The sequence below is a fragment of the Pedobacter africanus genome (assembly GCF_900176535.1).
In the GTDB taxonomy this organism is placed as follows: domain Bacteria; phylum Bacteroidota; class Bacteroidia; order Sphingobacteriales; family Sphingobacteriaceae; genus Pedobacter; species Pedobacter africanus.
Genome location: NZ_FWXT01000001.1, coordinates 1,860,691 through 1,874,641 on the forward strand (window position 1 = coordinate 1,860,691; position 13,951 = coordinate 1,874,641).

The following is a 13,951-nucleotide window of genomic DNA, read 5'->3' on the forward strand; positions in this document are numbered from 1 at the left end:
GGTTTTCTTCGAGGTTGATTGGGCTGTAGCCGGCCAAAGACTGAATACAAGCCGACGAAGATGCAGCTGAAGGACTACCCAACAATAGCGTTACCAAGGAACTAAGCCGGAAGATCAAAAGCCCTGCAATACCTCGTCAAGCTGCTTTAGGAAAGCCCCGGCATTTTCCTTGTTGAACACCATAGGTGGCTTGATCTTCAATACATTGTGCAGGGGACCATCCGTGCTCAACAGGAAACCACGCGCTTTCATGCGCTCCACTATCTCATCTATTTCGGGTACAGCAGGCTCCAGACTTTCCCGGTTTCTCACGAGCTCGGCGCCTACAAACAAACCTTTTCCTCTCACATCGCCTATAATCGGATGCTTTTCTTTCAGCTTTTCCAGTCCTTCCAACAGGTAATTACCGGTTTCCAGTGCCCGTTGCTGCAGTTCCTCGTCACGGATCACCTCCATAACTGCAATACCGGTTTCCATAGATACCGGATTACCCCCATAGGTATTGAAATACTCCATTCCGTTGTTAAATGCAGCAGCCACTTCTTCGGTAAGCACTACGGCTGCCAGGGGATGGCCATTACCTATGGGCTTGCCCAACACCACAATATCAGGCTCTGCCCCCTGCAATTCAAAACCCCAGAACTGTTCGCCTACCCTGCCAAAACCTACCTGAACCTCATCGGCAATGCACAAGCCTCCGGCAGCACGAACATGACGGTAAACAGCCTGTAAATAACCTTCAGGCAAAGGGATTTGTCCGCCCACCCCCAGCAGGGTCTCGCAAATGAAAGCCGCAACCCCGGTACCTTTTGCGGATAATTCCTTAAGGATATTTTCGATATCTGCAGCATATTTCTGGCCCGCTTCTGCGTCTTCATAACGGTAATTCCCGCGATAGAGATCAGGGTTCATCCCTTTATGGATATAAGGCTGCTGTCCGGGACCTCCCTTGCCATCAAACTTATAGGGGCTCAGTTCCATGGCCACAGTTGAAGTGCCATGGTAGGCATGATCCAGTACAATCACATCTTTCTGTTTGGTAAAATGCCTGCTGATGCGGATGGCCAGGTCGTTGGCTTCACTGCCTGAGTTGCAGAAATAGCAAACCTTCAGCTTTGGTGGCAATGTAGCTGTAATCATTCTGGCATATTTCACCAGGCTATCGTGCAGGTAGCGGGTATTGGTATTCAGCCGGGCCAACTGCTGCTGCATGGCCTTTACCACTACAGGATGGCAATGCCCGATATGGCTTACGTTATTTACACAGTCAATATAGGTGTCCCCTTTATCATCATAAAGGTATTGTAATGCGCCACGTGTGATTTTCAGCTTCTTTTGGTAACTAATGCTCAGGTTGGCACCCACAATTTCCTTTCTTTCCTTTTGCAGTGCTGCATCTGCTGTTTCAGTACCCAATACAGATGGGTGTCCGCAGCAAAGATTAAAACGGTCCTGCACCTTTAATGGATTAAGTTTTATCCATTGGTACAGCAAAGTCCAGGCATCTTTTTCGGATACAAAGTGGTGCGCATTGTTGCTCTGGCTCCGTTTCATGGCCGAAGTGACCACACTCATGCTCAACCGGGCGGCAATGAGGTAATACAAGATGGAGCATTCCTGTTCCGTTAATGGGTTTACGCTGTGGTAACTGTTTAAAAACAGCTCTGCAGCCCTAAGCGGGTCTGCTTTTTTAAACATCAGGTAAGTGCAGGCGACTGCTACATTGTCAACCAGGCAGCTTTCTACCATATCCCCAAAATCTATGATCCCGCAAACTTTTCCATCCTGCACCAGGATATTGTAATCGTTGGCGTCGTTATGGATTACTGCCTTCCTTAAATGCCTGCGCAATGGCAGCACTTCCATTTCGTATTGCAACAGAAAATAAGCCGCCATAGTTCGTTGCTCATGGTCCTGGATAAAATGAAGGTATTGGTGGCAGTCCATTACCTGCGCCAGGTCCCATTCTGTGTATCGATAGGCGGCGGGGAGATGATAACCTCTGAGGTGCTGGTCCATATTGCCCAGCATGGCACCCAGGCTTTGCGGAACCGAATCCGGGCATTCCCCGAGCTCAGCCATGAACGTACCTTCCAGGTAAGAGAGCAGCCTCAGGTAAAGCACATCGCTTCCATGATGTTCAACCGTAAGCCCCCCTCCTTTTAGGTTAGGCATCACCTGCTGTATGCCCAGCTGTTCGTCTTTTTGTTTTAAGAACTGCATTACCCTGATCTGGGCTTCCAGGAAAGCAGGATCTGAGGGGTTGACATTTACCTTTACGATAAATCTGGCTCCCTCATCGGTTTTCAGCAGAAAATTCTGGTCTTCATAACCTGCAATGGACGTAACGTTAACTTCGAGTCCGTACCGGGTACGGACCAGTTCTTCAATATATTTTTCAGAAAGTATCATAAAGCCTGTTCTTTTAATAGCATTAATAAATGGGCGGCCGACCAGCTAAAATTCATGGCATTTAAGCCTTTGCCGCTTAAAGGATGGTAATTTTCGTGGATTGGCCCCTGCAAAGCTAAGCCTTCTGCATGGTTTAAAGTTTGCCGCAGCAATTCAGCAGCCGCTTTCTGATAGCCGTACCGCTGCAGCCCGTTTAAACCGAAGTAGACCTGGTCCAGCCATACCGGTCCGCGCCAATATCCTTTCATCGGGTCGAAGCGCGGGTGATCGGCAGTAAGTGTGGGCAGGGGCAGATAGGTATTGAATTTTTCTTTTTTCAGCATGATATCCCTTACTGCTGCAGCCTGCTGCTGATCTGCCAATCCGGCCCATAAGGGTATCCATCCTTCCGGCCCTTCTGCAGCTATCCAGCTCTTGTCCATCAGCCTGTCGTAATAAAAGCCTTTTTCTGCATGATAAAAAAAAGTGTTGATCTGCTTTTTCAATCCACCCTGCTGCGCCCGCCATGCCCTGGCTTCTGCTGCTCTGCCCAGGGCATCTGCAATTTTTGCGAGGTACTCTTTCTCGGCATACAGGTAAGCATTCAGGTCTACCGATTCCTGGTTGAGCGACCAGGCTTTATCATTGTTCTTCAACAACAGGGCCTGGTCAAAACGTACTGCATTGTCCATCCCGCTTTCCCAGGCTGCGGCAATGCGCGTTCCATCTGTAGCACCATATTCGCAAAGCCCATTCTGGTCATGGTCCCTGTTTTTGTACCACCACTTATGATAACTGACCAATTTGGGGTAAATGTTTTTAAGGAAATCCGGATCTGCCGCACGTGTATGTACCAGCCACACAGCCCATGCCGCCAGCGGAGGTTTGGTATCCCGCAAGTTATTTTCTTTTTTATCGGTATACACACAATCGGCCACCATACCGTGCCCATCCTGATAGTCGAACATAGAAAGAATGTTGCTTATGGCCAGCTCCGGGTTAAAATAACTGATCCCTACTGCCTGTTTCCAGCTGTCCCAGCTCCAGAAACCATAAAAACCCTGGTAGTTCAGCGAGGGGAATACCCCGTCGTGCAGCAGGTCTTTTGCTTTGCTTCTCCAGTTGGTCATTAGCGTAAGAATAGATTTTACGGCAATCCTGCGCTGCACCTCATCTTTGATATTTGCGCCTGAGGCATTAAAATAAGCATTCAGGTAGCCGTTCCAGCGTGCCGTGTTTGTTTTTAATTCTGCATCGAACGGGCGTTGTTTTGTTGCTCCGGAGGCCTGCTGTTCCTCCAGATCGTATCGCTCTATGCGCGAACTGGAATAACTTTTACCTGCCTGCAACAGCAATTTCCCCCGCATAGCGTTATACCTGTTTTTTTCAAGCCGGAAAAGCAGTGGCTCCTGCTTAGGATAGCGCAGCTGAAAGCGGTGCCCCTTGCCAAGATCAGCGCTCAGTGTATTTCCATCTCTCTGCCATGCTACTTCAGCTTTCAGCAAATTGCCCCCCCAGTGGATTTCCAGTTCTTTTTTTGTCCCGGAAAGGTTGGTTATCCTGGTTTCTATCATCGCTTCCCGGTTGGATATGAACAGCAGTTTCAAACTGATCTGCAAACCGGCAACCTTCAGCTCTTGTTGCAGCAAGCCCGGGTAATAATGGCTGCTGCTTTGCGCCTTTTCCAGGTCAATCTGTTTTCCATCGGCCTTCACAGCAAGCCGGGCCACACTATTGGCCAGCCAGTACCCCTCCAGGTCCATCACCATAGGCCCAATAAATGTTCCGTTATCCTGTCTTCCTGCTGGCAAAGTGTAGGCATGCCAGGCCCCCATGTCCGAAAAAACATTGGTTTCTATTTTTTTTGCCTGCTGCACCTGGTAAGCAAGCTTCAATACATCAGGAAAATCCTGACGTGACACCTGGGCAAAAGTATTACCCAGACTGATGCTGCATATTAAAATTAAAAAGTACCTCATCTTAATCCTTTGCTCTTTCTGTTAAAATCTGTTGTTTAAATAGGGGCCTCAGTGTAAAACTATAGTGATAGTCCTGATAGGGGAGCCGGTACTGCGGATGTGTCTGTGCACCCCAGCTATTGTCGCCACCAACGCCCATCTGCTGCATATCAATATTCCACCACACTTTATCTTCAGGCTGCATAGATCCACCATGGACATTTTCCGGGGCATCCTTATCAAAGTCAAGTTGTTTTCTGTCGAAGTGCAGGATCCCTGTGCTCAGTTCCTCCTTCCCGAAGGCCATTAATCCGTAACCTTCCCTGTCCTGCAAAGCAACCCAACGCACACCTGTACGGTAACCGCTCTCCTGTGCCCTTGGATAGGGGTAAAAAAGATCAGCAGCATTCATCTGATACAAGTCGACATGCGCTGCATAGCTCCTATCGGAATAGTTGTCAAAAGGACCCCGGCCCAGCCAGCTGGCCTGCTCATAACTTCCTTTCAGTACCATGCGCATGCCGATACGCTGTGGCTCAGGGTATTTACCGGCACCTGTTTTTAACTGATAGTCTACCATAACATCTCCGTTTCCTTTTATCAGATAACTCAGGATGCAGGATGCAGCTACCCCTGGCAGTTGGTGCACTGTTTTTACGGTATAATTTCCGGCTTTGTCTTTACTATGGCTGAAAGATTTCAGCTCGGCCTGCTGAAACACATTTTGCCACACCCTGCTCCTGATCTGCAAGCTGTTGCCAATGTCATTATCGGTAGCCGGGCGCCAGAAATCCGGTTCAAGGGCCTGTTGCATGAGTTCGTTGCCCATGAGCTGGTAGCTGGCCAGCAAACCTGTCTTCCGGTCAAATGCAAGGGTAAAATCTTTACCGCTAAAGCTCAGTTTCTCTGCGCTGCTGACCACTTTTAATGCAGGTACCTTTTCTGGAATTGCCCTTACCGCCAGCACCTGTACCGGCAAGGCAAACTGCTCCCTGGCAATCACAAAACCTGCCGGCAGTAAAGCATCGGCCACACGGGTCCTGAATTGCAATTCAATAAAATATTCTACTCCCGGCCGCTGCTCAAAAGCAGGAATGGATAGGCCAATCTCCTTTTCCTGCTGCGGGGCCAGGGAAAAGGGTTCCTGTTTACCATTCGCTACGACTTTGCCCTCGCCCTTGATCTGCCAGTAAAGCTGGTATTTGGAAAGATCGGTGAAATCAAAGCGGTTGATCAGCTTAAAGCGGTACTGCGCTGCATCTTTCAGTTCAAAAGCAACGTTCTGATAAACTTTTTGCAGCTCATAGGCCTGAGGATGGAAGCTGCGGTCGGCCGACAACAATCCATCTGCACAAAAACTCGTATCACTGGTGAGCCCCACTGTACCCATATCCCGTCCGTAGCCCCATATTTTATTCCCTCGCTTATCCTTTATGGCGAAAGTCTGGTCGGAAAAATCCCAGATAAAACCACCCTGCAACTGCGGATGTTTATAGATCAGGTCCCAATCGTCTTTCAGGTTACCCCCGCTATTGCCCATCATATGCGCGTATTCGCATTGGATAAGCGGTCTGTTGCGCCAGGTTTTTACGTAATTTTCCATTACCGTAATAGATTTGTACATAGGGCAGTAGATATCTGAATATTGTTCGTCCTTTGCAGCCTCATATTGAACCGGCCTGCTGTCGTCGTTTGCCTTCAGCCACCGGTAAGCAGCTTTGAGGTTTTCCCCAAAACCACTTTCATTACCGGTAGACCAGGTTACGATACAGGTAAAGTTTTTGTCGCGCTGCCACATCCGCTGCACCCTGTCCAGATATGCATTTTTCCAGAGCGGGTTGTCGGATAAAGTAAGCTGTGGTGTAAAGCTCATGCCGTCGCATTCAATATTGGCTTCATCTATCACATATAGGCCATATTGGTCGCAGAGTTCGTACCAGCGCTCCGTATTTGGATAATGACTGGTACGCACGGCATTGATGTTCAGTGCTTTCATCAGCCTGATGTCGCGCAGCATGCCGGCTTCAGTAACCACCTTGGCGGTATGCATGTCATGCTCGTGCCTGTTCACGCCTTTGATACTGATGGCCTTACCATTGACCAGGAACAGACCGTTTTTGATTTCAACCGTTCTGAAACCTATGGGATGTGCAACGCTTTCCACCACGTTTCCCTTTGCATCCAGATGGCTTAACCTGAGCTGGTAAAGGCTGGGCTGCTCTGCACTCCAGGCTTCTATATTGGGGATCTGGGTGCTGAAGCTAAATTCTTTTGAATTTTTGATCTGCTGCTGTGTATGATACAAAACCTTTCCGTTTTTGTCGGACAGCTGCAGGCTTAAACTGCCTTGTTCTGCTTTTAAAGGCAGCTTATTAAACATGGCCTTCAGTTCCAGCGAGCCATTTCTGAAGGAGGCATCCAGCCTGCTTTTTACTTTAAAATCGAACAAGTGAAAGGCTGGCCTGGCGATCAGGTAAACGCTCCTTTCTATGCCGCTGAGTTTCCACATGTCCTGGCCTTCCAGATAGGTGGCATCGCTAAAACGGAACACCTGCAGGGATACCGTATTTTTGCCGGGTTTTAAAACTTTGCTCAGGTCAAATTCCGTAGGCGTTTTACTATCCTTGCTAAAGCCTATATATTGTCCGTTTACCCAGAGGTAAAAAAAGGAGTTTACTGCCCCCAGATGAATGAAGACCTGCTTGCCTTTCCAGGCAGGATCAAGTGTAAAATCGCGCTGGTATTCACCAACGGGATTGTAATCTGCGGGGACCAGCGGCGGCTTTGGTGGAATAGGATATTCCACATCAGTAAATATGTATTTATCAAAACCTTCCGTCTGCCAGTTGGCAGGTACTTTTATTTGTTTCCAGCTGCGGGTCTGCTCCGTGTTTTTAAAAAAATCGGCCGACCGCAACGAGGGGTTCTGAACGATCCTGAACCGCCACATTCCATCCAGGGAAAGGGTTGCCGCCTCGTCCGGTATAAAATGAGCATGGGCTGGCACCGTATTCAGGGAAGGTTTTTCCGGGTTTTCCCAATCGTTTTGCTGTGCAAACAATAAGGCAGGAAAAATGAGAAGCGCACATAATGCGGGTTGTAATATCCTATAAAAATTCATCGGCAAAGGCTATGAAAAGGGGAGCTTTCGCTCCCCTATGATTTGATTCTGTTATTGGGCCTGCGGGTTGTTGACCACCTCTTTTAAGGGTATAGGGTAGAAGGCTTTATCGGCCGTAAATTTCCTTCCGGCAGCCTGCATATTCTGGGCAAGTAATCCCCAGCGTCTCAGATCGTAAAAACGACTGCTTTCCAGTGTAAATTCCATCACCCTTTCGTGCATGATCTGATCAAAAACAACCTGTTTGTTACCAGCTACAGCATCTGGCAGATTGGCTCTTTTGCGCACTTCTGTAATGTATTTCACAGCATCACTGCTGCCCTGCTCGTTCAGCACTTCGGCATACATCAGCAATACATCGGCATAACGCATCAGCGGAACGTTGATGGCATTCGACAAGCCAATCCGGTCTGGCGTTGCAGGAATCCATTTCCTGAAGGCAATGGTCTGCGCGGTAGCCCCAAAAACCTGGTTATACGTTTTGCCATACACCCGCGGTGTGCCGGCATCATTGAAATAACTGTCCCTGAAATAAACGGTCTGATAAACGCGGGCATCGTAACCGCCATTTGCAATTTTTCCTTCTTTCAGCATTTCTGTTAGCAAGCGAGGTGTTCCATAGATCTCTCCGTAACCGTTCAGCTCTGAGGCCGCTACCCAATCGCTCAGGTAAGAGCGGTAGTTGGCACCGCTGGTTGCGTCGGCTGTTTGCTGCAGCTCAAATATCGACTCCGGACTGTTCCTGGTTACACCGTTGAACATATTGCCAAAATCGGGATCCAATGTATAGGCCTTGGAATCGATTACTGCCTGCAGCCATTTTTTTGCTTCGGTATAATAGCCTGTTGCACCGGCTTTGTCATCTCCGGCGCGGTACAGGTATACTTTGCCCAGGTAAGCCTGTGCAGCGCCTTTGGTGATCCGGCCCTGCTCGGTTGCAGGACGGTCTTTCCGCAATGGAAGATCCGGTTCAGCCTCTTTCAGGTCTTTCAGAATGAACTCATACACTTCCTGTCTGGAGGAGAAACCTTTGGCCAGGTCTGCTTCTGAAGTAGGCACCTTATCCCTGATGATGACCTGGTTAAAATTATTGAGCACTTTAAAATGATAGTAAGCCCTCAGGAACTTGGCTTCGGCAATGATCTGCTTTCTGCTGGCATCGTCAATTGCTGTTGCCGGCATTTTCCCTACATTCTCAATGACCTGGTTGGCAAAATTCATACCCTTGTAATTTTCTCTCCACAGCAGATCTATGGCATAATTACCCGAGGTAAAGTCGAAGTTATAATGCTCTGTCCACCATGGGTAATTATAGGCATCGGCTCCCGGAACCACGTAATCCTCGCGGTAAAATTCACGTACTGAACGCGCTTCCACATAGTTGTCCCAGCCTACAAAGCCTTCCAGCTGTGAATAAGCGGCCGATAAACCGGAAAGGGCACGGTCTTTATTGGTCCAGAAATTATCTACGGTCAGCTGGTCAGGAACCTTTTGATCCAGCTCACTTTTCTTGCAGCCTGCTGTTACCATTAAGGCCATGCAGAGGCTTATATATAGTTTATTCGCTTTCATTTTTAGAGAAATTAAATGCATTAAAAGGTTAATTGAACACCAGCCATGATCCTTTTGTTCTGAGGATACAACATGCGGTCTACCCCCGTGTTCAGCGCGCTGAACGTACCCACTTCGGGGTCAAGCCCTGAGTATTTGGTAAATGTAAGCAGGTTCTGTCCGCTAAGGTAAACCCTTAAACGGGAAACTTTGATGTCTTTAAGCAGGGTTTGCGGGAAGGTGTAGCCCAGCTGAACCACTTTTAACCTCAGGTAAGAACCGCTTTCCAGGAACCTGGTCGACTCGCGTGCATTTCTGTTCGGATCGCCCAATACGGCCCTTGGCATATCGGTATTGGTATGCTGCGGGGTCCAGGCATCCAGGGTAGTGGCCAGGAAATTTCTTCCGGCTTCCATACCCTCCAGCTCAAAGCGGTTCCCGTTATAGATTTTGTTGCCGCCTACACCCTGCCAGAACAGCGAAAGGTCGAAGTTTTTAAAGTTTGCGGCCAGGTTTAGCCCGTACTCAAATTTGGCAAAGCCTGATCCCTGGTAGGTCTTGTCTTTTTCATCGATCAGTCCATCGCCATTGGTATCCCTGAAACGGATATCGCCTGCTTTTGCATTGGGTTGAAGGGCATCGCCATCTGCATTTTTGTAGCCTGCGGCTTCAGCATCCGTCTGAAAGATCCCATCGGCCTCGTAAAGGTAAAATGCACCTATCTCCTTACCTACCATGGTTTGTGTAGGAATATGGTCTGTACCAAACCTTAAACCTGTACCATATAAAACCTGATCGGTATTGGCCAGCGACAGCACCTTATTTTTTAGCAGACTGAAAGATCCGCCAAGGTCAAAATTCCAATCGCCCGCAGCAAGCTTATAACTGGCTTCCAGCTCAGCACCCTTGTTGGATATTTTACCCACATTCAGGATAGGGTCGTTCACCCCGGCAGAAGGAGGTACCTCTTTTGTGATCAGCAATCCATCAGTAACGTTGTCGTAAAAATTCAGGGAACCGTTCAGCTTGCCAAACAAGCCGAAGTCTAGCCCCAGGTTTTTGGATTTGATGGTTTCCCAGCGTAAATCCCTGTTCAGCAAAGAATAGCTGGCAGAACCAGGCCATGGTGTGGCTCCAGAGCCTTGCACATAGCCACCCGACTGGTTGTTTACTGTAGTGATCAGGGCCTGGTGGTCGTAATAGCCCAAAGCACCTTCATTTCCCAGCTCGCCGTAACTGGCCCTTAACTTCAGACTGTTTAGCCAGCTTACCTGGCTAAGGAAATTTTCTTTATTGATGTTCCAGCCTAAGGATACCGAAGGGAATACCCCGTACCTCCTGTCTTCGCCAAACACGGACGAACCATCACGGCGTACAGAAACCTGTAACAAATATTTCTCGTCATAAGCATAATTTAAACGGGCAAGGGTCGACAGGCGCACATATTTGTTATTGGATCCCGCAGCATTAAATGTTCCACCCAATCCGGCACTGATAGTATTGAAATCTGGGTTATTGAAACCTGCAGGCACCTCTGTTTCTACAATTTTACCATTTACAACGGTACGTACAATGGTTTTGCCATCTACTGTCGCACTCAGGAAGCGGTTTGTTTTTTCCTGGGCGGTATAACCCGCCAATAATTTAAAGCTGTGCTTGTCTATATCCAGTTCGTAATTCAGCAAATGCTCCATCACGCGCTCTTTATAGGTAGAGGCCCGGTTGTATACTCTTGGATAGGAAATTGCCGGGTCGTTTGCATTTACCCTGTAAGGTGGATTGTGGGAATAATCATCTGTCTGGGCATTGATATAACTCAGGTTAGCGGTATAGCTCAATCCTTTATACAGTTTAAGATTGATGTTGAGGCTTCCTGCAAGGTATTTGGTCTTGCTGTCTGCATCCAGAAAATGATCTGCGCCTACGGGGTTCTGGAACCTTGGCAGGCCGTCGGCAGTTAAGGCATAGCCATATGGCTCGTTGCTGTCGAAAACAGGCAGCAGCGGCGACTGAAAGTAGCCGTCTTTTACATTGAACTTTGCGGCTTCAGACTGGGTTTCCGTATAAACGATATTGCTCCCTACTTTCAGGATGCCTTTGTTAAACTCATTTCTTGACCTAAACGATTTTTTATTGAAATCGGAGCCGATAAAAGTACCTTTATCGTCGGTAAGATCGCCGGTAAGGGCATAAGTGAGGTAATCGCTGCCACCGCTTAAGCCTACACTGTAATTCTGCGATACCCCTTTGCGGTTCATCAGGTCCTGCCAGTTGGTATTTACCCCTGTATTTTTAGTGAGGTACGCCGGGAAAGCCGGAGGCTGTACCCCTGCGTTGGTATACATCTGGGTGTGTACTTTTTTATAGCCTTCTGCATCCAGGAAATCGTATTTTTCTGTAGGGCTAACAGAACTGTAGCTACCTGAAAAATCAATAACTGGAGCGCCTTTTTTCCCTTTTTTGGTAGTGATGAGGATAACCCCGTTGGCACTGTTGGAACCGTAGATGGAAGCTGCTGCACCATCTTTAAGCACTTCCATAGATGCCACATCGTTGCTGCTTAAATAGTAAGGATCTCCCGGTACACCATCAATTACGTATAAAGGCTGGTGACTGCCAAAAGTACCTATCCCCCTTAACCGGACATCTGAGGATTGCCCCGGGTTACCGCCCGGACTGCTTACAGATAAGCCAGCTACACGGCCTTGCAAAGCATTTACCGGGTTATTAGCGGCCACCTGTGCTAATTTCTCTCCATTTACCGAGCTTACGGCGCTGGTGAGGTTGCTCTTTTTCTGCGTACCATAACCTACTACCACCACTTCTTCAAGGCCTTGAAGATCCATCAGCATTTTAACACGCATTTCCTTTCCGGGGCTTGCCGGGAGTTCCTGTGTTTTAAAACCTACTGCAGAGAAAACAAGAATATCCTGTGCTTTGGCCTGAATGGCAAAGTTCCCCGAAGCGTCTGATGCTGTTCCGGTGGTACTTCCTTTTATTTTAATACTGATACCTGCCTGAGGCTGGTCAATCTCATTGAACACCTGTCCTTTAATTAAAATGCTCTGGGCAAAACTGCTGCCTGTACTAAACAACAGGAGCAATCCAAAAAGGAAATGAATTGGCCATCGTAAATTTCTAATCATAATATTTGGTTTAAGTTGATTAATTCCGGATTGGTTTTCCGGCTGATTACTTACTCAAACCTAAATAATACCACGCTTAAAATGCTATAGAAGGCACCCCTACATCGAACACAAAACACCCCTACAACACCTCTACAAGCATGCTTAAATGGCATTAAAAGGCCTTTAGGAAGTCGTTTAGGTTCTCACTGGTTGGCAGCTCAAAATGTTTTCTCAGCCGGTAACGCGCCATTTCTACCGACTTCACCGAGATGTTATTGAGGGACGCGATTTCCTTGATCGACAGATTGAGCCTGATCTGGGCACACAATCGGCGCTCGTTTTGGGTCAGGGTCGGAAATTTTTGCTGAAGGTTATAAAAGAAGTCCTGGTATTTGGCTTCAATCTGCAGGTTAAAATCTTCGAGGTATTTTTCGCTGTTGACCTCATACCGGAATTTATTGACCAGCTTGTGCAGGCGCTGGGGCATATCTTGGCCTCCGCTCTTCTCGAGGGCAACCAGTTCTTCAATAAAGGTCCCGATCACTTCATTCCTGTGGGTCATATACATGGAATAGTTTTTCAGCTCTGTATTGTTAAATTCCAGCTTATTGCTCAGCAACTGCTGCTTCATTTCGGCCAGCTCTGCATTTTTCCGCTGCCGGCTTCTCAGTTTATTGTACAATAAAAAACCAATAATCAATAGCAGGAGCACTATAATGGCGAGGGTATTGCGCTGGTAAGACCGCATGCTTTTTTCCAGGTTTAAGGCTTTGATCTGCCGTTCTTTTTCCTGGGCTTCCCGTTTCATGGTCAGGGTTAAGAGTGCGTTGATCTTGTTTTTGGAGAGAAATTCCTCGCGTACAGCATTGTACTGCTGGATATTTTCATAGGCATGTTTATAATCACCCGTAAGCTGGTACAACTGGGAAAGCACCTTATAATAATCGAGCAGGTTTTCTTTTTTGGAGTTGGACGTGGATTGCTGAATATAGGCATGGGCTTTGTCGAGCGATGCCTTTCCTTCCTGGTAACGCCCAAGTTTAATCAACGAAAAGGCCATCTGGTTATGGATCTCGGCGAGCGACAATACCCTGCCTGTAGCGTGCTGGAGCGAAAGCAGGAAAAAGCGGATCGCCTCTTCGTAGTTATTCTCATTGTTACTGCTGATGCCCAGATTATTGTAGGCCGCACTGATCATCACCTGGTTGTGCTCTTCTTTTGCCTGTGCCAGGACACTGTTGAAATATCCTGCAGCTTTTTTGAACTCATTTTTCAGCTGATAAGTAAGTCCTATGCCATTCAAAGAGACGGATGCCTTTCTTTTTTTGCCTGCCTTTTTGTAAAGGTTATAAGCCATGGTATGGTATTTCAGCGCAAACTCTGCATTTTCTACATCGTAATAAGTCCAGCCCAGTATGGTATATGTATCGGCTATCTGTTCCTGGCTACCTTTTTCTTTATAAATTTCCAGCGCATTAAAACCGTATTCAAGAGCCAGATCGTAAATGTCATTGTACAGATAGCCTTCGGCAAGAATTACCAGTGCATCGGCCTCCTCCTGTTTCAGTTTATTCTCATAGGCCAGCAGGTAGGCTTTGTAGGCGTAGGCGATAGCCTGATTGGTCGCATCCTGGTTTAGCTGCTTGGCCTTCTTGTTTAATGCGGTAATCTTCGCCCTGAGCGAATCCTGAGCAGAAACAGCACCGGCACTTTTAAACGGCCCTGCACAGCAGGCAGCACACAGCAACAATACAAATACAAAAGATTTTATTCTAAACATTACGGCAATTTCCTGCTCCTTA

The 13,951-nt window shown here is 47.7% G+C and carries 6 protein-coding genes; all 6 read right to left on the reverse strand.

Features of this window, described 5'->3' with window-relative positions:
- Positions 1 to 114 precede the first annotated feature (114 nt).
- Positions 115 to 2,412 carry an aminotransferase class III-fold pyridoxal phosphate-dependent enzyme gene (locus B9A91_RS07820; RefSeq protein ID WP_084237797.1) on the reverse strand — a complete coding sequence of 766 codons (2,298 nt, stop codon included), beginning with the start codon at positions 2,410 to 2,412 and terminating at the stop codon, positions 115 to 117.
- Positions 2,409 to 4,370 carry an MGH1-like glycoside hydrolase domain-containing protein gene (locus B9A91_RS07825; protein ID WP_084237798.1) on the reverse strand — a complete coding sequence of 654 codons (1,962 nt, stop codon included), beginning with the start codon at positions 4,368 to 4,370 and terminating at the stop codon, positions 2,409 to 2,411. Before B9A91_RS07825 ends, B9A91_RS07820 begins: the two co-directional genes overlap by 4 nt.
- 1 nt (position 4,371) lies before the next feature.
- Positions 4,372 to 7,470 (reverse strand): glycoside hydrolase family 2 TIM barrel-domain containing protein, encoded by a 3,099-nt coding sequence (locus B9A91_RS07830; protein ID WP_084237799.1) that lies wholly within the window; start codon positions 7,468 to 7,470, stop codon positions 4,372 to 4,374.
- A 51-nt stretch (positions 7,471 to 7,521) separates the two neighbouring features.
- Complete coding sequence (locus B9A91_RS07835; protein WP_159451663.1) at positions 7,522 to 9,042, reverse strand: RagB/SusD family nutrient uptake outer membrane protein; 1,521 nt, start codon at positions 9,040 to 9,042, stop codon at positions 7,522 to 7,524.
- Between the two features lie 20 nt (positions 9,043 to 9,062).
- Positions 9,063 to 12,167: a SusC/RagA family TonB-linked outer membrane protein gene (locus tag B9A91_RS07840; RefSeq protein ID WP_084237801.1), complete on the reverse strand. Its 3,105-nt coding sequence runs from the start codon at positions 12,165 to 12,167 to the stop codon at positions 9,063 to 9,065.
- A 154-nt stretch (positions 12,168 to 12,321) separates the two neighbouring features.
- Complete coding sequence (locus B9A91_RS07845; protein ID WP_084237802.1) at positions 12,322 to 13,929, reverse strand: tetratricopeptide repeat protein; 1,608 nt, start codon at positions 13,927 to 13,929, stop codon at positions 12,322 to 12,324.
- Positions 13,930 to 13,951: the final 22 nt, after the last annotated feature.